Annotated in this window: 19 protein-coding genes and 1 tRNA gene; 14 read left to right on the top strand and 6 right to left on the bottom strand. The window is 40.6% G+C overall.

From position 1 onward, the window contains the following. Positions 1–63 precede the first annotated feature (63 nt). Positions 64–1,710 (bottom strand): alpha,alpha-phosphotrehalase, encoded by a 1,647-nt coding sequence (gene treC, locus HMPREF0623_RS00175; RefSeq protein ID WP_004165591.1) that lies wholly within the window; start codon positions 1,708–1,710, stop codon positions 64–66. Between the two features lie 3 nt (positions 1,711–1,713). Then, positions 1,714–2,436, bottom strand: coding sequence for a trehalose operon repressor (gene treR / locus HMPREF0623_RS00180; protein WP_004165592.1), 723 nt, complete (start codon positions 2,434–2,436; stop codon positions 1,714–1,716). Positions 2,437–2,652: 216 nt separating this feature from the next. On the opposite strand from treR, the gene HMPREF0623_RS00185 reads away from it, so the two are divergent. Continuing rightward, positions 2,653–4,617: a glucose PTS transporter subunit IIA gene (locus tag HMPREF0623_RS00185; protein ID WP_004165593.1), complete on the top strand. Its 1,965-nt coding sequence runs from the start codon at positions 2,653–2,655 to the stop codon at positions 4,615–4,617. 123 nt (positions 4,618–4,740) lie between these two features. Here the strand turns inward: HMPREF0623_RS00185 and HMPREF0623_RS00190 are convergent, their stop codons facing one another. Then, on the bottom strand, positions 4,741–5,400 hold the full coding sequence (locus HMPREF0623_RS00190; protein WP_002830685.1) for a deoxynucleoside kinase: 660 nt from the start codon (positions 5,398–5,400) through the stop codon (positions 4,741–4,743). Between the two features lie 478 nt (positions 5,401–5,878). On the opposite strand from HMPREF0623_RS00190, the gene HMPREF0623_RS00195 reads away from it, so the two are divergent. The 3 genes from HMPREF0623_RS00195 to HMPREF0623_RS00210 all read left to right on the top strand — a co-directional run bounded on the left by HMPREF0623_RS00195 (position 5,879) and on the right by HMPREF0623_RS00210 (position 7,395). Further along, entirely contained in the window at positions 5,879–6,697 is an 819-nt protein-coding gene (locus tag HMPREF0623_RS00195) for a Cof-type HAD-IIB family hydrolase (protein ID WP_004165594.1), read from the top strand. Between the two features lie 201 nt (positions 6,698–6,898). Beyond that, positions 6,899–7,117: a hypothetical protein gene (locus HMPREF0623_RS00205; RefSeq protein ID WP_004165596.1), complete on the top strand. Its 219-nt coding sequence runs from the start codon at positions 6,899–6,901 to the stop codon at positions 7,115–7,117. Continuing rightward, the gene (locus tag HMPREF0623_RS00210) at positions 7,117–7,395 is read left to right on the top strand and encodes a heavy metal-binding domain-containing protein (protein ID WP_002830688.1); all 279 of its coding nucleotides are present in this window, start codon (positions 7,117–7,119) and stop codon (positions 7,393–7,395) included. Before HMPREF0623_RS00205 ends, HMPREF0623_RS00210 begins: the two co-directional genes overlap by 1 nt. A 117-nt stretch (positions 7,396–7,512) precedes the next feature. On the opposite strand, the gene HMPREF0623_RS09680 is transcribed toward HMPREF0623_RS00210, so the two are convergent. Continuing rightward, positions 7,513–7,659: a hypothetical protein gene (locus HMPREF0623_RS09680; RefSeq protein WP_004165597.1), complete on the bottom strand. Its 147-nt coding sequence runs from the start codon at positions 7,657–7,659 to the stop codon at positions 7,513–7,515. 257 nt (positions 7,660–7,916) lie between these two features. Here HMPREF0623_RS09680 and HMPREF0623_RS00215 point away from each other — a divergent pair. The 6 genes from HMPREF0623_RS00215 (at position 7,917) to HMPREF0623_RS00240 (ending at position 14,637) form a co-directional block, all read left to right on the top strand. Then, positions 7,917–8,000: transfer RNA gene (locus HMPREF0623_RS00215), tRNA-Leu, on the top strand. Between the two features lie 344 nt (positions 8,001–8,344). Further along, complete coding sequence (gene asnB / locus HMPREF0623_RS00220; protein WP_002830690.1) at positions 8,345–10,225, top strand: asparagine synthase (glutamine-hydrolyzing); 1,881 nt, start codon at positions 8,345–8,347, stop codon at positions 10,223–10,225. A gap of 18 nt (positions 10,226–10,243) precedes the next feature. Beyond that, complete coding sequence (locus HMPREF0623_RS00225; RefSeq protein ID WP_004165598.1) at positions 10,244–11,767, top strand: UDP-N-acetylmuramoyl-L-alanyl-D-glutamate--2,6-diaminopimelate ligase; 1,524 nt, start codon at positions 10,244–10,246, stop codon at positions 11,765–11,767. Further along, on the top strand, positions 11,767–13,023 hold the full coding sequence (locus HMPREF0623_RS00230) for a carboxylate--amine ligase (RefSeq protein WP_002830692.1): 1,257 nt from the start codon (positions 11,767–11,769) through the stop codon (positions 13,021–13,023). Before HMPREF0623_RS00225 ends, HMPREF0623_RS00230 begins: the two co-directional genes overlap by 1 nt. Positions 13,024–13,028: 5 nt before the next feature. Next, complete coding sequence (locus HMPREF0623_RS00235) at positions 13,029–13,736, top strand: aspartate/glutamate racemase family protein (RefSeq protein WP_004165599.1); 708 nt, start codon at positions 13,029–13,031, stop codon at positions 13,734–13,736. A 91-nt stretch (positions 13,737–13,827) separates the two neighbouring features. Beyond that, positions 13,828–14,637 (top strand): DNA/RNA non-specific endonuclease, encoded by an 810-nt coding sequence (locus tag HMPREF0623_RS00240; RefSeq protein WP_004165600.1) that lies wholly within the window; start codon positions 13,828–13,830, stop codon positions 14,635–14,637. A gap of 81 nt (positions 14,638–14,718) precedes the next feature. On the opposite strand, the gene HMPREF0623_RS00245 is transcribed toward HMPREF0623_RS00240, so the two are convergent. Both HMPREF0623_RS00245 and HMPREF0623_RS00250 read right to left on the bottom strand, forming a co-directional pair. Next, on the bottom strand, positions 14,719–15,531 hold the full coding sequence (locus tag HMPREF0623_RS00245) for a MurR/RpiR family transcriptional regulator (protein WP_004165601.1): 813 nt from the start codon (positions 15,529–15,531) through the stop codon (positions 14,719–14,721). Positions 15,532–15,820: 289 nt separating this feature from the next. Then, positions 15,821–16,510: an N-acetylmannosamine-6-phosphate 2-epimerase gene (locus HMPREF0623_RS00250; RefSeq protein WP_004165602.1), complete on the bottom strand. Its 690-nt coding sequence runs from the start codon at positions 16,508–16,510 to the stop codon at positions 15,821–15,823. 296 nt (positions 16,511–16,806) lie between these two features. Here HMPREF0623_RS00250 and HMPREF0623_RS00255 point away from each other — a divergent pair, with 296 nt between their 5' ends. The 4 genes from HMPREF0623_RS00255 to HMPREF0623_RS00270 all read left to right on the top strand — a co-directional run bounded on the left by HMPREF0623_RS00255 (position 16,807) and on the right by HMPREF0623_RS00270 (position 21,106). Then, positions 16,807–17,700, top strand: coding sequence for an ROK family protein (locus HMPREF0623_RS00255; RefSeq protein WP_036671176.1), 894 nt, complete (start codon positions 16,807–16,809; stop codon positions 17,698–17,700). After that, a complete protein-coding gene (locus HMPREF0623_RS00260; RefSeq protein ID WP_004165604.1) occupies positions 17,681–18,412 on the top strand; it encodes a sugar phosphate isomerase/epimerase family protein in 732 nt (243 codons plus the stop codon). Before HMPREF0623_RS00255 ends, HMPREF0623_RS00260 begins: the two co-directional genes overlap by 20 nt. Positions 18,413–18,665: 253 nt before the next feature. Beyond that, positions 18,666–20,174: a sodium:solute symporter family protein gene (locus tag HMPREF0623_RS00265; RefSeq protein WP_004165605.1), complete on the top strand. Its 1,509-nt coding sequence runs from the start codon at positions 18,666–18,668 to the stop codon at positions 20,172–20,174. A 14-nt stretch (positions 20,175–20,188) separates the two neighbouring features. Beyond that, positions 20,189–21,106, top strand: a complete 918-nt coding sequence (locus HMPREF0623_RS00270; RefSeq protein ID WP_004165606.1) for a dihydrodipicolinate synthase family protein — start codon at positions 20,189–20,191, stop codon at positions 21,104–21,106. Positions 21,107–21,775 lie beyond the last annotated feature (669 nt).

Raw genomic sequence — 21,775 nt, forward strand, 5'->3', positions numbered from 1 at the left:
TGCTTTGAATACAAAAAAGACTTCATGTGCAAAATTGTGTTTACACACGAAGTTTTTTTATCTTTAAACGAGAATGGCCAATGATTGATATGGCTCTAGTCGTAGACTGTTAGAAACTCTTTCGGGAGTGGAATAGTTATTTATTAAGATGTTTGCGTCTGGCGACGTAAACTTTTCAGGTATGGAAATTGTGGCCACTTTTCCGTAAAAATTATTTAATACTAACAATCTTTGGGATTGGTAAGTTCGAAGGTAAGCGAATACAGTCGGATGTGCAAGTTCAAAAGGTTGGTAATCACCTTCAGAAATTATTTTGAATTGCTTACGCAAGTTAATTAATTTTTGATAGTAGTTAAAAATTTCACCGTGTCGTAGTTCGTCATCAACGTTGATATTTTGTTGATTTGTGGGTTTTAACCATGGTTTCACTTTAGAAAACCCTGCGTATTTAGTATTATCCCAATGCATTGGAACCCGACTATTATCGCGAGCTTTAGATTTAACAATTGCAAGAGCATCCTGAGGGGAATGGCCACTTTTTAGTAATGTATGGTAGGCATTTAGTGCTTCAACATCAACATAGTCATCAATCGATTGGTAATTAGGATCGCTCATGCCAATTTCTTCACCTTGGTAGATGTAAGGGGTCCCTCGTAATAAATGGATGGTAGTTGCGAGCATTTCAGCCGACTTTTCGCGATAGTGGACGGGGTCGCCAAAACGATTGAGAGCCCAAGGTTGGTCGTGATTATTCCAGAAGAGAGCGTTCCAACCGTTGCCCTTGTTCATGCCCACTTGCCACTCGTTCAAAGTTTGCTTTAGTGCAGCAAAGTCAAAGGGAATTTTAGTCCATTTTTGTCCGTGATCATAATCTACTTTTAAATGGTGAAAAGTAAAGGCCATGGTAAGTTCGTGTTCATCTGGCCGAGTATATTTGACTCCGTTTGTAACTGAAGCAGAAGAAAACTCACCGACAGTAATTATCTCTGGATCTTGAAGGGCTGCTTGGTTCATTTCTTTAAGATAATCTTGAACAATGGGAGTGTCGGTATACATAAATTTGGATTCTACGCCGGCAGGAGCGTCCCTTAAAACGGTATCTTTACCGGTAACGTTAATTACATCAAAGCGGAATCCCTTAACGCCCTTGTCATGCCAAAAATTAATGACCTTAAAAAGCTCTTTTCGAACTTCAGGATTATGCCAATTTAAATCAGCCTGATGTTTATCATATAAATGTAGGTAATAATTGTCAGTATTACCAAATTTGGCCCAAGCCGTCCCACCAAATTTAGAAGTCCAATTGTTCGGAACGCTGCCATCAGCCTTGGCTTTACGAATGTAAAAATAATTTTGGTAACGTTGATTGCCAGCTAATGCTTTTTGAAACCATTCGTGGTCGGTCGAAACGTGATTTAAAACCATGTCGAGCATAACTTCAATGTGTTGAGCTTTTAGTTTTTGGACAAGTTCTTCAAAATCATCCATGGTTCCAAATACGGGATCAATTTGGTAGTAATTGGCGATATCGTATCCATTATCGTATTGCGGCGAAACGAAAAATGGGTTGAACCAAATCATGTCAACGTGCAGTTTGGTAAGGTAGGGGATTTTCTTGATAATTCCCCGTAAATCACCAATTCCGTCATTATTAGAATCATAAAAAGATTTAGGGTAAATCTGATAAATCACTTTATCTTTAAAGTTCATGGGTTAATGTCCTTTCATTTTTTGTCTTCTAGCAAAGTCGACAAAACTAAATTTGTCAGCTCGATGAATTGATTCAGTAAATTGAAAAAGGGTAGTATCGCTTAAATAAGTCATACTACGGATAACGACCACGTCTTTATTAGCCGGAAGTTTTAATAACTGACGCTGATGTTCGGTTGGTTTTTCAACCGTGATAGTTTTAGTTGCGTAACTGATATCAAGTCCAAGTTCATCTTCAAAATATTCATACAAAGAATTTTTTGCGACTCTTTCAGGGATGTTTGCAACTACTGCAGATAAAATATAATCAATATCGATAATAATTGGTTCATCATTGACCGTTCGCAGTCTTTCAATGTAAGTTGCGTTTAATTGGTCATCGTTGTCTAAATTAAAAGTTTTGTTAGGAACTAACCGAGGCTCCAATGTAATTAACTTAGTTCTCGAATGCATATCTTGAGATTGATTAAGCTCTTTAAAAGATTTGATGCCTGATACTGGAAAAACAAATCTAGAAACATCTAAAACGATTGAACCTTTGCCCTTGATTTTTTGAATGTAACCTAATTCAAGTAACATAGCTAGGGCTTTGCGGACAGTTTCCCGTGAAGTGCCATATAGCTCACAAAGTTCATTTTCACTAGGTAAGTAGGTGTTTACGGGATAGATTCCGTGAATAATTTTATTAGCAAGATCTTGTTCAATTAAGTCGTACTTACTTTCCATACAAGTATGCCCTCCTCCTTAGAAACGCTTACATCTTATCACAACTATTCTAGTATATACAAGTGTTTATTTTAATTAAGTGCGTATTGCTCTTTAATGTTAGGATTTATAATTTTATATTGACAACATGTATATACAAGATTATGATAAAAACACGCTTAAAAGCAGTAAACGGTTACATTGGAATTTATTTAAAGAGGTTATGGGAGAAAAAATATGAAAAAAACAGAAAATAAACTTAAAATTGTCGCCCCGGTAAAGGGAAAAATAATTCCACTTAATCAAGTCCCAGATTCTGTGTTTGCACAGAAAATGATGGGTGAAGGTTTTGGAATGGATCCCGTAGATAAGCAAATTGTCGCTCCAGTAAAAGGAACGATTACTATGGTAGCGGAAACAAAACATGCTATTGGAATAAAAACAAAAAACGGCGTCGAGGTTTTAGTTCATTTAGGAATTGACACTGTGGAACTAAAAGGAACCCCTTATCACCTTAATGTTAGAGTCGGCGATGAAGTCGAAGCTGGCAGTGAAATGGGGACTTGGGAACTAAATGACGTTCGTAATGAAGGTAAACAAACGACCGTGATTGTGGTGATTACGAATAGTAATGAAGTGTTAGAAAAAATTGAAATCGTTAACAAGACGATTGACGCGGGGGCGGTAGTGGCAACCGCTTTGTTGAAAGCAACTGGAGGCGAGCAAAGGGACTCTAAAACTAAGAACGATCGTTTTGCTAAAACTGCTGAAACGGTGATTGCGGCAGTGGGGGGACCTGATAACATAAAAAGCGTAATTCATTGTATCTCCCGGGTTCGTTTTTATTTAAAAGATATCAATCAACCAGATGATGACCAAATTCGCAGAGACGAAAACGTAATTGATATCATGCGTGCTCAAGGACAGTATCAAGTAGTGATTGGACCTGACGTCGTGGAAGTTTATGACGCGGTAATTGATCAATTAGGTGAGGAATATGGCGGGGAAGATAGACCCGATACTACTGCCAATAAACCGGTTGGCCCGGATAACCGCAATTTATTAGAAAAATTAAAAGATGGATTTGACGAGCTTATTGGAGTCATTACCGGTTCAATGAGTCCCATTATTTGGTCGTTGGCGGCAGCAGGGATTCTCAAGGGGTTGTTATCAGTTTTAACGATGCCTCAATTAGGTGAAATTTTAGCTCCCAAGAGCACTGCTTACATTATTCTAAATGCAATTGGAGATTCGGTATTTTTCTTCCTACCAATTATGGTCGGTTTTGCGGCGGCTAAACGAATTGGGGGAGATCCAATTATTGCTGCTGTGATTGGCGGAGTTTTGGTTCATCCTACTTTGACGCCCCTAGCAGGCAAGTCGTTAGGTATGCTGGGTAGTTTCAATTTTCAAATGGTGCAGTATTCGTACTCAATTTTTCCAATGATTTTAGCAACGTGGTTAGCTTTTAAGATAGAAAATTGGCTAAAAAAACATCTGCCAAATTACCTTACCATGATTTTTGTGCCCTTTATTACTATTCTGGCAGTAAGTGCAATTACCATTTACATTACGGGACCAGTAATTATTGGAATGTCGGATGGACTTGCGAAGTTAGTTTCTTGGGCGCTCGTACGTAGTGGATGGGTATCTGGAATTTTAATTGGATCATTCCACCAAGTATTAGTAATCTTCGGTTTACATTGGGGAATTCAGCCATTAGTAATTAATGACATTGCAACGGCTGGTCATAGTTATCTTAATGCTATTATTTGCCAGACAATGATTTCACAAGGGGCGGCTACCCTTGCAGTTGCCATTAAAAGTAAAAAGGCTAATTTAAAAAGTTTATCATTTGCAGCGGCAATTTCAGCCTTCTGTGGAGTTACCGAACCTGCAATTTACGGAGTTAACTTGCGCTACCGTCGGGTCTTTATCTCCGGTTTAATTGGTTCAGCTTTTGGAGGATTTATAACCGGGTTGTTACATGGAAACATGTTTGGCTTTGCGGGTTCTTGGATAGGATTTGCTTCTTTCTTCAATCCAACTAACCCTGGAGACTTAAGTAGTTTTTACATCTTCCTAATCTCTTCGGTAGTATCAACCATCGTTGGTTTTGTACTTACTTATGTTTGGGGATACAGCGATAAGATGGAAATTGGTCAGAAAGTGGATAAGCCAGTTAACCCAGGCAAAAACTAAAGCATGATGGTTTTGTGTAAAAAGGTTTGGCAGCTATCAAAAATTTTAGTGATTAATACAAAAAAAGAGTTCTCATTTCTGAGAACTCTTTTTGATTTTCATAACCGAATCCAAAACTAAAGGTTAAATTGCCCTATGAACAGGTTCCTCAACCCGGATTTCTTTTAGCTTACGGTCGATTTGACTGAGAATAATTTTGGTGTTGTCTTCGTTTGATAAATCATATTTTTGTAAATCAATCTTCATCTTAGGACTTACATCGTATTCTTCATACCATTCTTTATAAGCTGACCACATTTTGTAGTAGTAAGACTCTAATTCCGGATTATTGTCGAATTGTTCGTAGTCACGACCACGCTTACGAATCCGGTAGAGGATGGTGTCAAAGTCGGTTTCTGCGTAGACCATTAAATCGGGTGCCTTTTTAGGGAGCTCTTGCAACTCGTTCATCATGTTATCAAGAAGGTTCATGTAGACTTCGAATTCAGTGTCGGTAATGTTACCTTCCTTGTTATTTTCGCGAGTAAACAAGGCGTCTTCGTAAATTGAGCGATCCAAGACGTTATTGTCATCAGCCAACGCCTTCTTAATCATTTGAAAACGTTTGTTCAAAAAGTAAATTTGGAGTAGAAATCCGTAACTTTTTGGGTCTGAATAATAGAGCGGTAAAACTGGATTATCGCCAACCGGTTCATAAAAAGCCTGTGTCCCGTAATATTCAGCAATTTTTCCCGTCAAAGTAGTCTTACCAACGCCGATCATTCCTGCTGTAATTATCACCATAAAATGCCCCTCTTTTTGTTTTTTGCCGCCGAAATCTAGTACTAAATATTCCTAAATTTCCAAATAGCCACAACATATTGTATAAAGAATTTCGGGGCAAAACAACCTTGAATTTTGATAAAAAAACTGCTTGCTGGTTTTGATCCGGGTAAAAAATAAACCCCGTCGACCATTAAAGAAAGGTTTGAAAAGCGCTACCAAGGTGGGATATGATGGAGAGGGCGAATGAACCCGGGTAATCTTTGAGGACTAACAGAATTGCGTGATTAATCGCGCTCTTGGCGATTGATCACGCAATTAGGTTAGCCGGAAGAGATTGGGTTCAGGAGCCCATTTAGGCTAAGCATTCAAGAGCCAAACTCAAACAACTCAGCTAACTTAGAACTGCCGACTAAAATAGGCGGCACTACAAAACCAAAAATAATATTATTTAGATGCCTATGCGTCTAAAGTAAACGAATGGATTGAAGGATAAACTATGATAAAATTAGTCGTTAGTGATTTAGACGAAACGTTAGTGGGCCCCACTGGCGTTTCAGAGGTTAATATTCAAGCAATCAAAAAAGCTACTGCATTAGGAGTAAAATTTGTGCCTAACACGGGACGTGGATTTCAATCAGTTCAGCCATTACTAGAGCAATTGGGATTGCGCAATCAACCGGACGAATACGTAATTTCTTATAATGGCGGAGCGATTGTGGAAAATAAAGATTGCCGAGTACTCCAAGTTAACGCATTGTCGGCAACTCAGGCGACCCAAATTTTTGACGTGGTCAAACAACAGTTAGACTACGCTACCCACATTTACACTTTGAACCACGTTTACGTATACAATCCCGATCCTGAAGATACTGCGTACATGACCGGACGAGGCGTTAAGGTTGAGGATTACCCATACAAAACGTTAGAACCGTTGGCGGGCCAACCCATCGTTAAAATTATTACGATGAACCACGATCCAAAAAAGCGGGAAGCAATCCGTAAGGAAGTGTTAGGCCAGGTAGACTTTGATTTGAACGCCACCTTTTCTTCAAATCGATATACAGAATTTAACCTTGGGGGCGTAGACAAGGGAAAGGCTACCTTAGCATTAGCCAAACGGTTAGGAATTCAAAAAGATGAAATCATGGCTTTAGGGGATAATAACAACGACATCGCCATGCTAAGTCAGGTAGGGTTGCCGGTTGTGGTGGCGAATGCTACTGCGGATGCTCGCCGGGTGGCTAAGCACGTTACCCAAGGTGATTTCACTAGCGGAGTTGCGGAAGCCATTCATCAATTTATTTTGGGGGATTAAAATGCCGAAAAAAACGTATTATCGAACTTCTTTGATTTTGTTGATTCTGTCAACGATAATCATGGTCTTAACTTGGTTATCTGATTTGAGCCAAACGAACAAATTAATTATCATTGTGATTGTCGGGATAATTTTATCCTGGTATGTACAATACTTTTCCAAACATCTAACCGATGGTAAACAACGCAAGGAGAGAAAAAAATGAAGTCATTAAGAATTACGTTGCCGTTAGCGGTGGCGGTAATTTTAGTTGTTGCAACCGAGTTTTTTCATTTAAGTGGCGCACCACTGGTTATTAGTTGGGTAGTTGGATTCTTATTTTCAATGATTACTACCACCGTAATCGAAGTTAGATTACGAATGAAAAAATTTGTGGAAGAGCAAAAAAAGGAAGCTGCGAAAAAGCGGGAGGAACAATAATGTTTATTACCACAACAGGTATCAATGCTGGTTACACAATTAAAGACGTGGTTGAAGCAACGGCTAGTTTGATGCTGTCTTCAGAAGATATTGATAAGTACAACATGTTTGATCAATTGTTTGACGAATCCAAGGAGAAAATTAAGAAAAAAGCGGAGTTGAGTGGTGGCGATGGCATCATTGGCTTAAAGTATAACAGTGAAGTGGTGGAACTAAACGGTGCACCTAAATTTTTGGTGGTACATGCTTACGGGACGGTAGTAGTAATTGATAAGTAACAGTTAATTGATTGGTGACTACTCGTAAAAGTAATAAACCCGATAAAATGTTAAAAAGTGAGGTGATTTCGTAAAGAACGAAATGGGCCTCACTTTTTAATTTTGCAAGAGTCAAATTTAGTTTGACTTCGAGCGGTGTACTTTAATGGACACGGGGCGTAAATCACACGGCTTTACCCGAGTAGTGTAGTTGATTTCGTACGCCACATAGCGTTCGCAAGGATCATATTCAAGGATCGTTACAACGGCCTCATCGTCATCCATTTTGATAACTTTCCCCACAAAAGGCTGCTTTAAGTCCGTGGAACACCGGCAACGGACAATGCAGTTAAGATGGATTTCCCCCATAAGCAATTACCTACCTTATTTTTTTGCTTATTTGTATTATACACGAAAAGTGATTGGAACTGTTAATGATATACACGTTGAAAATAATTTAAAACTTATTAAATGATAATCCCTCATTGATTTAAATCAGTTATTCACTTTTATAGTTGTTTAGTGTAAAATTAATTTGTTAAGCCCGGATGGCGGAATTGGCAGACGCGCAGCGTTCAGGTCGCTGTATAGGCAACTATGTGCAAGTTCGAATCTTGTTCCGGGCATAGATAAGCCTGATTGGTAGGTGTTAAAGTGACGGATGTACAAAATTTGTGCAAAATAATTTAAATTAAAGTGTTTTGGTCGATGTAGAAGCTGGCTGAAGCACTTTATTTTTTTGACTGAAAATTCAAGCGACAAAGAAAATGGCTGGAGAAAGCCGGGCAGTCGGTTAAGAAAAGTTAACGATAGTAGTATTGGTATGCAATTTTTGCTAAAATGTTATATATTACTGGAATATGATGAAAACATGATATTTCGCCCAGATACGGGCATTTTTAAATTAAGTGTATGTAAAAACAGGGAAATAAGTACATAGACAGATTGAAGAATAAAAGGGGATTGCAAAATGTGCGGATTTGTTGGGTACGTTAACCAAACTAATGTCAATAAAGACACAATTAAATCAATGGCGGACCGGATCAAACACCGTGGTCCGGATGATGAAGCTTATTTTCAAGATGAACACGTTTCGATGGGTTTTCGGCGGTTATCAATTATCGACCTCGCCCACGGACGTCAACCAATGCAAAATAACACTAAAACTAAAGTATTGACCTTTAACGGCGAAATTTATAACTACAAGACGGTTCGACAAGAACTAAAAGACTTGGGTTATGAGTTCAAAACCGACGTAGACTCCGAAGTATTGATCCATGGTTACGATGCTTGGGGCCCCGAACTTTTACAAAAGCTCCGCGGGATGTTTGCTTTTGTAATTTATGATGCTGAAAAGCAAGAAGTTTTTGGTGCGCGCGATCATTTTGGGATCAAACCCCTTTACTACTATGATGACGGGGATGCTTTCCTATGGGCTTCTGAAATCAAGGCCTTTTTGGATCACCCAAACTTTAAAAAGGAATTCAACGAAGAATTATTGCCAATTCACTTAAGTTTTGAATTCATTCCGTCAAAAGAAACCATGTTCCGCAACGTTTATAAGTTGCTACCAGGAACTTACTTCTTACACAAGAATGGTAAGACGGAAACGCACACTTATTTCAAATTCAATTACGATCACATTGACGAAAATCAAACGGTGGAAGACGATGCGAAAAAGATTCGGCAAATTGTTAAGGATTCGGTAGATGCCCACATGATTGCCGATGTAGAAGTGGGAAGCTTCCTTTCCAGCGGAATTGATTCAAGTTACGTTTTAGCGGAAGCCGCTAAATTGAAACCAATTCAATCGTTCTCGCTAGGGTTTAAAGATTCCAAATATAGCGAATTGAGCTACTCTACCGAATTTGCGAAGGAAATTCACCAAAAGAATACGCCGTTGTACATGGATGGTGACGATTACTTCGATATCTTACCAACCATCATGTACTACATGGATGAACCACTATCTAACCCATCGGCAATGCAACTGTTCTACCTTTCCAAGGGAACCCGGGAAAACGTTAAGGTTGCCTTATCTGGGGAAGGTGCTGATGAATTCTTTGGTGGTTACAACACTTACCTAGAAGCTTTCACCTTCGAACGCTATCAAAAACTAGTTCCGCAATTTATTCGGACGGGCTTGGCTAAGATGGTTTCAGGATTACCGCGTTTCCACGGTCGGCGCTTCTTAATGCGGGGTGCACAACCATTAAGTGAACGCTACTACCGGGTTAACTACGTCTTTAACCAACAAGAACGTAGTGAAATCTTAGCTAAACCTGAACTCAACGTTGATTCAGGTGCCTACACCCAACACATTTTTGATGAGGTGCGCGGTAAGGACGAAATGACCCAAATGCAATACTTCGATATCAATACTTGGTTACCATTTGATATCTTGCATAAGGCTGACCGGATGAGCATGGCAAACTCGCTCGAAGTCCGGACTCCGCTAGTTGACCGGGAAGTGGCTAAGTTTGCCGCAACCATGCCAATTAAGACTCGGATTCACAAGGATGAAACCAAGGTTTCCCTTCGTCGAGCAGCGGAAGCTGAACTACCAGAACGGGTTGCAAAGAAGGAAAAACTTGGCTTCCCATCCCCAATTGCCAACTGGATTAAGGAAGATAAGTATCGTAAGCGGATCGAAGAAGCCTTTAATTCAGACGTTGCGAAGAAGTTCTTCAAACCAGAAGCATTAATGCACATTTTAGAAGAACACGTTAACGGTAAATCCAGCATGCAAAAGATCTTCACAATTTACACGTTCATCCTTTGGTATGAAGTTTACTTCCCAGAAGATACCACTGCGAAGACCGTGGAATTAGTACACAAAACGCAAGAATAGTTAGTTGGGGATGAGCAGATGAAGTTAGAATTAGGTACCGTAAGAACTGTACTTGCGGAACATCACCTATTGAAAAAAATTGAATCATCAACGACGACTGTCAATTCAGGAATTACCTATGATTCTCGAAAAGTAAGACCTGGAGATATGTTCTTTTGTAAGGGAAGCTTTGAACCAGCATATTTGAAAGCCGCTCGAGAAGCTGGGGCCACCACGTACGTAGCGGAACGCGAATATCCTGAAGGAACCGGCATGACTGCAATCATTGTAACCAACGTTACGAGAGCCATGGCGGTTCTTTCGGCTACTTACTACGAATTTCCGCAAAATGACTTGTTTATCATTGGGATTACCGGAACGAAGGGGAAGACTAGTTCAGCGTACTTTGCCCACGCAATTTTGAACCAGCAGTATCCGCAACAAGTGGCGCTGTTTTCAACCATTGACCGAATTGTAGGTCCCCGACCGGAGGATCAGTTCAAGTCGGACTTAACGACGCCAGAATCGATGGATTTATTCCACGATATGCGTCAGGCCGTGGATAATGGGATGAAGTACCTTGTCATGGAAGTATCGTCACAAGCGTACTTACGTGACCGGGTTTATGGTTTGAAATACGATTGTGGAATTTTTCTCAACATTACGCCGGATCACATTGGGCGCAATGAGCATAAGGATTTTGAAGATTACCTTCACTGTAAATTACAGTTGATGGTGAACTCCAAAAGGTGCATTATTGATGCGGATACTAATCGCTTTGAGGACGTATATGGAGCTGCAAGGGCTACTACGGATCCGAAGCAGATTTACTTATTTAGTGCAGATCCTGCCAATGGTGGGGTGGATTATACCATCAAAAATGCGGAAGATGATTTAATTAATAATCGGTTTACGATTGCGGCTACCAGTTCCACCAAGCCGGCTTTAGCAATTACGGGAGAATACGACTTAAATGTAGCTGGGGATTATAACCAAAGTAATGCGACGGCCGCCATTATTGCGGCTGCACTTGCGGGTGCGGACCGCGACGCGGCGTTAAAACCGTTAAGTGAAATTGTAATTCCAGGACGGATGGAATATTTGGCAATTCCAGGACACGGCGTCGTTTTCGTTGATTATGCGCACAACTACGCGAGCTTGCGGGCGTTACTCAAATTTGTTAAACACCAGTATCACGACGGAAAGGCCATCGTGGTGGTTGGAAGTCCCGGTGATAAGGGAATTTCACGCCGGGCTGGCTTTGGAAAAGCCCTTAGTGAACAAGCTGACGTAGCTTATTTAACGACGGATGATCCGGGATTTGAAGATCCCCAAGACATCATTGCCCAAATTATGGCCCATATTGAACCTGGAACGGTCGAAGTTCACCAAGTGCTGGATCGGCGCGAAGCAATCCGCCAAGCAATTGTAGAAAGCGGCCCTCATGACATCGTCGTGCTAGCTGGGAAGGGTGAAGATCCGTACCAAAAAGTACGGGGAGTTGACACGCCTTGGCCAACGGATATGGGCGTTGCACAAGAAGTAAAAAGGGGAATCAGTTAATGGAAAGACCAGTAAACAACTTTACACCAATTCTTTTAGGGAGTGACTTTAACGCCTACGGAATGGCCCGTGCTTTTTATGAAATCACGGGGAGACGGGTACAGGCCTACGCTAGTGCTACGCTAGCACCGACCCGGTTTACTAACATTGTGAACGTTGAAATTATTCCTGGTTTTTCTGAAGATCCGGTATTTATCGAATCAATGCGGAAAATTGCTAAAAAGTACCAAGATTCGGATGAAAAAGTAATCTTATTAGGAATGGGCGACGGTTACGCGGAACTAATTTCTAAGCATAAAGAAGAACTTTCGCAGACCTTTGTTTGCCCATACATTGATTACGACCTGTTGAAACAGTTGAACAATAAGGAACGTTTTTATTCAATTTGTGATCAATATAATCTGCCTTACCCGGCAACCAAGTTCATCACGAAAGCCCAATACGAAAGTGGTGAAACGTTCACTTCACCATTTGGTTTCCCGGTGGCTTTGAAACCGGCCGATAGTGTTGAGTGGTTGGATATTCATTTTGAAGGGCGGAAGAAAGCCTTCCGGATTCAGTCCCAAGCCGAGTTAGACGACGTGATTGCTAAAATTTACGACAATGGCTACACTTCCGATTTGATTTTGCAAGACTTCATTCCGGGGGACGATAGTAACATGCGAGTGCTCAACGCCTACGTTGACCAAAATCACCAGGTAAAGATGATGTGTTTAGGTCATCCGTTGCTAGAAGACCCGGCACCATCCGCAATTGGTAATTACGTGGCCATTTTGCCCGAATTTAACCAAGAAATTTACGACACCGTTAAAAAATTCTTGGAAAGCATTGACTACGTTGGGTACGCAAACTTTGATATGAAGTATGACCACCGTGATGGCAAGTTCAAGCTATTTGAAATTAATATTCGCCAAGGGCGGAGTAGCTTCTTTGTTACCTTAAATGGATATAATTTGGCCCGTTGGGTGGTTGACGATTACGTTAACAACACTTTGGCGGACATGGAGCCGGTTTATGCTAACGACGTCATTGAAAACCGGAAACTTTGGCTAGGTGTGCCAGTTAAGGTCTTCAAGAAATATGCCAAGGATAATGAGGAAAAAAAGGCGGCACTTGATTTGATTAACCGCGACCAATATGGATTTACCGCCGTTTATGACGAAGACATGAATTTCAAACGCAGTCTTCTGATTTGGTGGATGAACCATAACTACGTCAAGAATTTCCGAAAGTATTTTAAAGAAAACAAGGGGTAAGTGGAATGAAGGACTTTTTCACAATTATTGGGGGAATGGGCACGCCCGCAACCGAAAGCTACATCCGGTTGTTGAACGCCCGCACACCGGCGCACCGGGACCAAGATTACTTAAACTACATTTTAGTTAATCATGCTACGGTTCCGGATCGCTCCACTTATTTAATGGACCATTCGCAGCCCAACCCGTATCCCGACTTGTTGGAAGATATTCAACAACAGAGCCGGTTAAATCCAGCCTTTTTCGTGATTGCTTGCAACACGGCCCATTATTTTTATGATGATTTGCAAAAGGCGACTGAATTTCCAATCGTGCACATGCCGCGTGAAACGGTTAAGCAAATAAAAAAAGAGTTTCCAGCTGCTAAACGGATTGGCATTATTGGCACCCCGGGAACCACGACGGATGGAATTTACGATCGGGAATTAATTGCGGAAGGCTACGAAGTTGTTAAGCCAACTCCTGAAATTCAAGACTTAACAAGCAAGTTAATTTTTGAAGATATTAAGGCCCAAAATAAAGTGGATGCCCAATTGTTCTACCAGATTTTACGGCTAATGACGGAGGAACGGGGCGCCCAAGTAGTTATCTTAGGTTGCACGGAACTTTCTTACGCTCAAGAAATGGCGCACGACCATTCTTATCCAGTAGTTGATTCCCAATCAGTACTGGTGGATCGTTCGATTGAGCTGGCCTTGAAGCTCAGAAAGTAATCCAAAAAGTAATTTAATAAAATAAGTTGAGGCTGGAAGGTTAAGGTGTCCAACCCCAACTTTTTTTGTTTTTAAAATTAATGGGGGAATTATGAGTAAACGAAAGAAAAGTAGAAGTTCTAATAACTGGTGGTTAATTTTAATTGTGGCCATTTTGGGGATGTTTCTAAAAGGTAACGACGTTCATCAAGTAACGAACAATTTGCTAAACCAAGTGATGCCCCAAAATACTCAGACCACGAAAAGCGTGACTGATAGTCAGTTGTCGCAATTAACGTTTAAATCAGGGGACCCGGCTTACATATATGTCAACCATAACCGGAGTACGTTAAACCCGAAAGATTGGAAGACCAACCGGATTGATTATGGTAATTTGGATCGTTTGAACCGGACGACTCAGGCAACCGGATACCTAAGCCGGGCTAATTTAGTAAAATCAAGCACCCGGGCTAGCCAAACTTGGAATCCTACCGGTTGGCATCAAAAACGGGTTCGGATTAACGGACGTAGCGTTGAAATTCAAAACCGGGGCCACTTATTAGCTTATTCGGTAACTGGCAAGTTTGACCAAAATGGTAACTTCAACCCCCGGAAATTAGGCTCCTTGGACAACCCCAAGAACTTAGCTACGCAGACCGCCTTCAGTAATCAACAAACTATGCAGATTTTTGAAGAACGGGTACGCGATGCTTTGGCGAAAAACAAACGGGTGATTTACCGGGTTTCTACGGTATTTAAAGGCAACGATTTGATGCCAATCGGCTACCATTCGGAAGCAATTTCGACGGACGGTAGCCTTAACTTCAACGTTTTCATTTGGAACGTTCAACCGGGAGTGCGGTTTGATTACACGACCGGTCGTTCCCGCGTTGACCGAAGTATGACGGTTAGCCAAAATTAAAATTAGCTGAAATTTAAAAAGGTAAGGAACTAGAATTCATTTACGAATTCAATTCCTTACTTTTTTTGTGGTATGAATTAATTAACGCAATTTGCGACTTAAAATTGTTTCTACGGTTTGTTGGTAATGTTGCTTGTAGTCTGGGTCGTGTAGCAGCATGGTCGACAAGACGTCAATTACGTAGACAATCCCTAATTGGGAGTTAATAAAGCGGGTGTTATCCACAAAATCGCTGTATTGAACAAATAATTTACAATCGCTCATCGTAGCTAGAGGACTGTCATCAAAAGCAGTAATCGCAATAACTTTGAGCTGGTGTTCTTTAGCTAGCTTAGTAGCCTCGTTGACTTCCGCTGAGTTCCCGGAAACTGAAAGCACGATTACTAAATCGTCACTTTGCATAATACTGCTGGTGATGTACATCGTATGACTATCGGCTGGGGCAAAGGCGTTGATCCCCATGCGCAGGAGCCGCTGGGATAGTTCTTGGGCGTTGTAACCCGAGCTACCTAGGCCGAACACAAAAATTCGGGGGGCGTTTTTGATTAATTGCACGGCTTCGTCTAAAGCAGTTTGGTTAATTTTTTTCCAGGTTCCGGTGATCATTTGGTTATAAAAATTAGTTACCTGATCAGGTAGCGGGGCATTGCCGACGTCCTCAGTAATTGTAGATGTTGCTTCTGCCAGGCCTAATTTAAATTCACTAAAATCTTGGCAACCCATTTTTTTAACGAACCGGGTCACCGTCGCGGTACTGACTTCAGCTTTTTTGGCGAGGATGCCGATGCTCATTTTTTTTACCTGGGAAGGGTGCTGGATTACTTTTAACGCAATTTTACGCTCTTGCCGGGATAACGAAGGATATTTTTGTTCTACCGCCTCAAGAATATTCATTGAGAACCTCCTCATTGGTCTATGCTAATAGCCTTAATTATACGCTTTTATCCGGGGATGACGAAAGTAGTCGGAAAACTAAAAAAGACTTCCTAAGAATTGTGGGTTCCCGGGAAGCCTTTTAGCTTTTGGTACATATTTTGCCGCTATTGAAGTCAAAAAACCAAAACAATTTTTTCATCCTTGAAAAGTATTTCTTTAGTTTTTTCCCAGCCATTTAAAAATAACCGGAACGTTTAGTTAAGGGTCACTTTCGCCTAAATTTTAGCCACGTTTCAAGTTTTGGTAATTATTTGATTGCGTCGATAAACCGACTTGCAATTTCGAGCGGTCGCGTAATTGCGCCACCAACCACTACTGAATGACAACCTAATTCAATGCACCGTTTCAGTTTTGCTGGAGTATCAATTTTTCCTTCAGCAACCACCGGATGGTGAACTTTTTGTAAGAGTTCTTTGAGATAAGCAAAGTCATCGTCGGCAATGTTCAATCCCTTTGAAGCGGGGGTGTAACCGCGCATCGTGGTACCAATAATGTCAAAACCTAATTCATCTGCCATGAGAGCATTTTCCATAATGTCAGTATCGGCCATCAAAAGGGTGTTGGGAAATTCAGCTCGAAACTGCTTGACGATGTCAGCAATCTTTTCGTCGTGCGGACGAGGTTGTCCCGTAACTTGACAAGCCACTACTTCAACGCCGGTAGCTGCAACTGCCCGCATTTCTTTCATGGTGGGGGTGATGAATACTGGAGAATCCGGGTAGTCGGTTTTAGCGATTCCGATCATTGGTAAACCAGTTTCGTCTTGGATTGCTTGAATATCCACTACTGAATTTGCTCTAATACCAGCTGCGCCGGCCATTTTAGCTGCCCGTGCCATCCGAGCCATGATAAAGGAACTGTGGAGTGGTTCATCTGGTAAAGCTTGACAAGAAACGATTAACTGTCCTTTGACAGCGTCTAAAAATCTATTTTTCATATACTGACACTTCACTTTTATCAAATTTGATTTCTTAAAAACAACACTAATTATCTAGGGTCTGAAATAAAAATTAATTTGTAATAGTTAATTGCTAATTCAACCACCGCAGTAAATATAACTCGAGTTAAAAAATATTGCAATAACTAAATCCGGTAATTATTTTCGTTTTGATAAAAAAACGTTGTTGCGACGGTAACTAAAAATATTTTCACTTTTTTAGATTGTGAAAATAATAAACGGATGGTAATATGAAATCGTTATCATGAATGCTGGTTAAATTGGAGGAACCCAAGATGAGTAAAAAGTTTTTGGCGTTTGATGTCGGTGGCACCACCATCAAATACGCGGTAATTGATGAACAATTAAATTTTACGGATACAGGGAAGGTTAATACAGAACAAAATCGAAACGGACATATTTTAAAAACTTTGCTACAGATAAGTCAAACTATTCAAGAAAGGATCGAACTTGCTGGAATTGGGGTCAGTACGGCGGGAATTGTGGGCCGGGACGGCAGTATTCAATACGCAGGGCCAACCATTCCGAATTATATTGGTACGCCCATTAAAACTAGTTTGGCTGCGCAGGCTAACTTATCGGTCAGCGTAGTTAATGATGTCGACGCGGCTTTACTAGGTGAGGTTTTTACGGGACAATTAGTGAATCAAGATGTGTACTGCATGGCGTTAGGTACCGGAATCGGTGGAGCGCATTATCGTAATGGAAAAATTATCAGTGGAGCACATGGACAGGGTAATTCAGTTGGGTATACGTTATTTGATCCGCAGACGAATACCAATTATGAACAACGGGCTTCAACGTTAGTTTTGGAACGCCAACTAGCCGATAAAGGTGTAACGGTAATTGATGCCTTTGAAAAAGCTAAACAAGGCCAAGCAACTTACGAATCAATTATTGAACGATGGGCTAACGAAGTGGCTAGGGGTATTGCTGAAGTGGTTGTTTTATTTGATCCGGACTATATCGTAATTGGCGGGGCGGTTTCTGCACAGGGACAATATTTGATTGATCTGTTTAACAAACAATTATCCGTATTACTACCCCCAGATTTTAACCGAACCACGCTAAAAATTGCGCAACAAGGTAACCAAGCGCAATTAATTGGTGCAATTGTGCCATTCTTGAAGAAAAATAAGGAGAAGGTAAATGAAAAAAGTATCGATTAATACCGCAGTATTTTTAAATCAGCTTGAAAATGGGCGTAGTCAAAGCGAATGCCTAAAGCAGTTAATCGGAAAGCCAATTGCTGCAATTGAAGCCCGGGGTGAATTTTTTCAAGAAGATCGCCGTGATCTAGAGTTAGCTACAATTCAGCGATTGTGTAAGGAAAACGATTGGCAATTTTACTATTCGATTCCCGAAGTCTTGTTCACAGAAGGACAATTAAACGAAAATATTTTTGACTATTTAACCATGGCAAAGGAGTTTCAAATTCAAGGATTAAAAATTAGTTTAGGCGACTGCCAAAATACACCCGCTTCAAGACTAGCGAAACTACAAAAAGCACTCCGCGCGTATTCTGGAGTGGTAACGGTGGAAAATCAACCAAACCAGGATGGACAATTAGAATTTTTTAAAGATAACTTGATTAAATTGTTGGCGTTGGTTCCTGAGTTAGGTTATACGTTTGACTCGGGAAACTGGTACTGGATAAAAGAAGATCCGCAACGTGCTTTTGATTCTTTAAAGAAGTGGATTACCGTGTTTCATTTGAAAGATATTGCCGATTTAACTACGGTCCGTCTGGGTGAGGGAGCAACTAATTGGCAATCCATGGTGCAAGCTTTAAATTCTGAAGTGCCGGTATTTTTGGAATACGGAGTTACTACTGATGAAGAATTAGACGAAGAAATTCAAAAAGTAAATTTAATTCTTTGAAAGGGTTTACAATTAACGAGGAACAGTTTATAATTTTTATCTGTAATAGTTATTAATGCGAATTCAACTGCCGCAAAGGTTTCACACTACCACATCATGTAGTGCGAGTTTTTGTGGCATTTTTTATTGCAATTTTTGAAAAGATTGGTCGTTAATTCTGAAGGAATCAGGCTTACTGGCTGATAAATGCCGCTACTTAAACTACGTGAAAATCATTTAATTTGGAATTCGTAGAAAGTAGGTACTGCGTAATATGGTTAAACAAGGATTCGGTGTTTTAAATTGGCTGGTTTTAATTGCTTATTTAATCATTATGTTAGTAATTGGTTTAAGTTTCAGTAAGAAGAGTTCAAAAAATTCGGAAGAGTTCTTTAAGGCTAGTACTAGTAACGTACCGGCATGGGCGGTCGGATTTAGTATTTTCGCGACAACTTTAAGTGCGATCACCTACATGTCAACTCCAGAAAAATCGTTTTTGACCAACTGGGCTTATGCCTTTGGGAACTTAGCCATTTTTTTGATTACTCCGGTATTAATTAAGTACTACATTCCATTCTTTTCAAAGTTACGGGTGACCACGGCTTACGAATATTTGGAGTTTCGGTTTAACCCGTTTTTACGGGTGTTTAGCAGCATTTTGTTCGTGTTATTTCACATTGGGCGGATTGCAATTGTAATTTATTTACCGACTGTGGCACTGCAATCTATTATCAACATTAACCCGTACCTAATCGCCTCTTTAATCACCATCCTGTGTATCATTTATACATACCATGGTGGAATGGAAGGGGTAATCTGGAGCGACGTAATCCAAGGAATTCTCCTATTAGTAGGCGCGGTTTTAATTATTTTCTTTGCGGTTCACGGAACCCACGGCGGATTGCAAACCGTTGCGCAAGATGCCGTCAATAAAGGGAAAATTCTAACTAAGGCTGATTTTGTATGGAGCGTTACTAAGTCAACGGTGCCAATCATCCTATTAGGACAGATTTTCAACACTTTGTACCAATACACGGCCAGTCAAGACGTGGTTCAACGGTACACCACTTCGACTGACAATAAGCACATTGCTAAGTCGATTTGGACCAATGCGTTGTTGTCATTAATTACCATTCCGCTATTTTACGGGATGGGAACCGTAATTTACAGTTTTTACCAACACGGTGGTAGTTTACCATCCGGATTTAACACTTCCGCATTAGTACCATATTTTGTATTAACTGAAATTCCAGCGGGGGTTGCCGGGTTGATTATTGCGGCCATTTTTGCGGCTTCGCAAGCTACGATTGCTTCGAGCTTAAATAGTACCGCGGCTTGTTTGGTAACTGATATTCAAAAGCGGTTCATGAAGGACAAGAGCGACCGGATGAGTATGCGCATAACTCGGCTAAGTATCTTGATTTGCGGAATTTTTGGCTTGCTAGTGACGCTAGTGTTGATTAAGTTACACAGTTCGGACATGATCGATACGTACCTTTCATTGTTTGGACTCTTTGGGGTGCCGATTGCCGGAATCTTTGCTCTAGGGATCGTCAGTCAACGGGCAAACGGCTTTGGAGCAACCCTCGGCATGATCGTCACTACGGCAATCTGTTACTTTATTCAAACTCATGGAATCAACGCCCTTTTCGTTAGTGTAGTAGGTTTTCTAGGGGCGATGATTTTAGGATATATTTTTAGTTTCCTCAAACCGGGTCATCAACATGACATTACTGGGTTGACGTTTAAAACGATTGATCAAAAAGTTAATCTCAAAAATTAAAAGGAGTAATTAAAATGACAAAAAATCTTGATAAATATAAAGGAATTATCCCAGCATTTTACGCATGTTACGACGACGAAGGCAATGTTAGCCCGGAACGGGTGCAAAAGCTTGCCAAGTATTATTTAGGCAAGGGAGTGAAGGGACTTTACGTCGGCGGATCTTCGGGAGAATGTATTTACCAAACGGTGGAAGAACGGAAGCTAGTTTTGGAAAACGTAATGAAAGCAGTCGGCGGACAAATGACAATTATTGCCCACGTTGCGGCACCATCAACTCGGGATAGCATTGAATTAGCTAAACACGCGGAAAAATTGGGCGTGGATGCGTTGGCAGCTATCCCACCAATCTATTTTGTACTGCCAGAGCCCGCAATCGAAGCTTACTGGACAAGCATTATGGAGGCAACCAACCTTGATTTCATCATTTATAACATTCCCCAAACAACCGGATACGCACTGTCTGAAAACCTATTTAAGAAGATGATGACTAAGGAACAAGTGATCGGGGTCAAGAATTCATCTATGCCGGTAATGGATATTAACATGTGGAAATTACGTGCTCCAAAAGAAAATATCATTTTTAACGGCCCTGATGAACAATTCGTTGGCGGTCGGGTAATGGGCGCAGATGCTGGAATTGGCGGAACGTATGGCGTTTATCCAGAATTGCTTTTAGAAGCCGACCGCTGTGTACGGGAAGGTGAATTAGATAAGGCGTTGGAAATTCAGTTATGCGTCAATGATTTAATTTCACAATTAACTTCATTTAAGGGAAATCTTTACGATGTAATGAAGTTAATTCTGGCGCAAAGAGGGGTTGCCGTGGGCCGCGCTCGTTATCCATTACCACACGTCGAAGAAAGCGAAATGGATCGAGTTACCAAAGTACGGGAAAATATTGATAAGGCAATTGAGAAATACGTTGGCTAGGGGACTGACCAAGGTGAAATAGTGAATAAACGGCGATAACTAGTTAGTGGAAATATAAGTAAACGGAAAAGTGACTTTTTTGGATTTAACATTTTTAAAAACTTTTTTACTTGAATAAAAGTCAAAACACGTAATACAAGCTAGTCCGCAGGCACATAAAAACAAGGGGCTGTGACAAAAGTCTTTAAACAAAAAACGGTTCATGTGAGGTGAAACTTCCTCATCATGAATCGTTTTTATTTTGGCATTTTGCCTTCAATAGAGCCAAAACGTGTGCCAAAAGTCAGTTTGCTCCGCTTAACCAAAAATTGATCATGCCAAAATCAGGCATCATGGTCATTTTTCAGTTAATGCTCGCAAACTACCCAACTTTTGTCACACTCTCTTGTTTATGTACACGACTAATGGGCTATGATTGCCTCATATGTATTGGAAGAAGTTGGTTTAATTACCTAAAGACAGTTTCCAGAGCTAAAAAGGGGGAACTCAATGGAATTCCTTTGAGTTTTAAAGCGATTAATTATCCAACTCATCTGCTAATGGTTATTGCATTTAACGGTTAAATAGTTATCCGCTAATTTTGGGATTTAATGGCGTAATGATTAGGCGGTTATAAATCCTTTATTTATGGAAACAGAAAACCAAAATGACTTTTTAGGGTAAACCCTA

The organism is Pediococcus acidilactici DSM 20284, from assembly GCF_000146325.1.
Lineage (GTDB): Bacteria > Bacillota > Bacilli > Lactobacillales > Lactobacillaceae > Pediococcus > Pediococcus acidilactici.

Excerpts from the sequence above, each read along its gene's own strand:
- HMPREF0623_RS00195 (WP_004165594.1), top strand. The coding sequence starts at position 5,879 with ATGATAAAATTAGTCGTTAGTGATTTAGACGAAACGTTAGTGGGCCCC.
- HMPREF0623_RS00270 (WP_004165606.1), top strand. The coding sequence starts at position 20,189 with ATGACAAAAAATCTTGATAAATATAAAGGAATTATCCCAGCATTTTAC.
- HMPREF0623_RS00265 (WP_004165605.1), top strand. The coding sequence starts at position 18,666 with ATGGTTAAACAAGGATTCGGTGTTTTAAATTGGCTGGTTTTAATTGCT.
- HMPREF0623_RS00225 (WP_004165598.1), top strand. The coding sequence starts at position 10,244 with ATGAAGTTAGAATTAGGTACCGTAAGAACTGTACTTGCGGAACATCAC.
- HMPREF0623_RS00185 (WP_004165593.1), top strand. The coding sequence starts at position 2,653 with ATGAAAAAAACAGAAAATAAACTTAAAATTGTCGCCCCGGTAAAGGGA.
- HMPREF0623_RS00190 (WP_002830685.1), bottom strand. The coding sequence starts at position 5,400 with ATGGTGATAATTACAGCAGGAATGATCGGCGTTGGTAAGACTACTTTG.
- HMPREF0623_RS00245 (WP_004165601.1), bottom strand. The coding sequence starts at position 15,531 with ATGAATATTCTTGAGGCGGTAGAACAAAAATATCCTTCGTTATCCCGG.
- HMPREF0623_RS00230 (WP_002830692.1), top strand. The coding sequence starts at position 11,767 with ATGGAAAGACCAGTAAACAACTTTACACCAATTCTTTTAGGGAGTGAC.
- HMPREF0623_RS00240 (WP_004165600.1), top strand. The coding sequence starts at position 13,828 with ATGAGTAAACGAAAGAAAAGTAGAAGTTCTAATAACTGGTGGTTAATT.
- asnB (WP_002830690.1), top strand. The coding sequence starts at position 8,345 with ATGTGCGGATTTGTTGGGTACGTTAACCAAACTAATGTCAATAAAGAC.
- HMPREF0623_RS09680 (WP_004165597.1), bottom strand. The coding sequence starts at position 7,659 with ATGGATGACGATGAGGCCGTTGTAACGATCCTTGAATATGATCCTTGC.
- treC (WP_004165591.1), bottom strand. The coding sequence starts at position 1,710 with ATGAACTTTAAAGATAAAGTGATTTATCAGATTTACCCTAAATCTTTT.
- treR (WP_004165592.1), bottom strand. The coding sequence starts at position 2,436 with ATGGAAAGTAAGTACGACTTAATTGAACAAGATCTTGCTAATAAAATT.
- HMPREF0623_RS00235 (WP_004165599.1), top strand. The coding sequence starts at position 13,029 with ATGAAGGACTTTTTCACAATTATTGGGGGAATGGGCACGCCCGCAACC.
- HMPREF0623_RS00250 (WP_004165602.1), bottom strand. The coding sequence starts at position 16,510 with ATGAAAAATAGATTTTTAGACGCTGTCAAAGGACAGTTAATCGTTTCT.
- HMPREF0623_RS00210 (WP_002830688.1), top strand. The coding sequence starts at position 7,117 with ATGTTTATTACCACAACAGGTATCAATGCTGGTTACACAATTAAAGAC.
- HMPREF0623_RS00260 (WP_004165604.1), top strand. The coding sequence starts at position 17,681 with ATGAAAAAAGTATCGATTAATACCGCAGTATTTTTAAATCAGCTTGAA.
- HMPREF0623_RS00205 (WP_004165596.1), top strand. The coding sequence starts at position 6,899 with ATGAAGTCATTAAGAATTACGTTGCCGTTAGCGGTGGCGGTAATTTTA.
- HMPREF0623_RS00255 (WP_036671176.1), top strand. The coding sequence starts at position 16,807 with ATGAGTAAAAAGTTTTTGGCGTTTGATGTCGGTGGCACCACCATCAAA.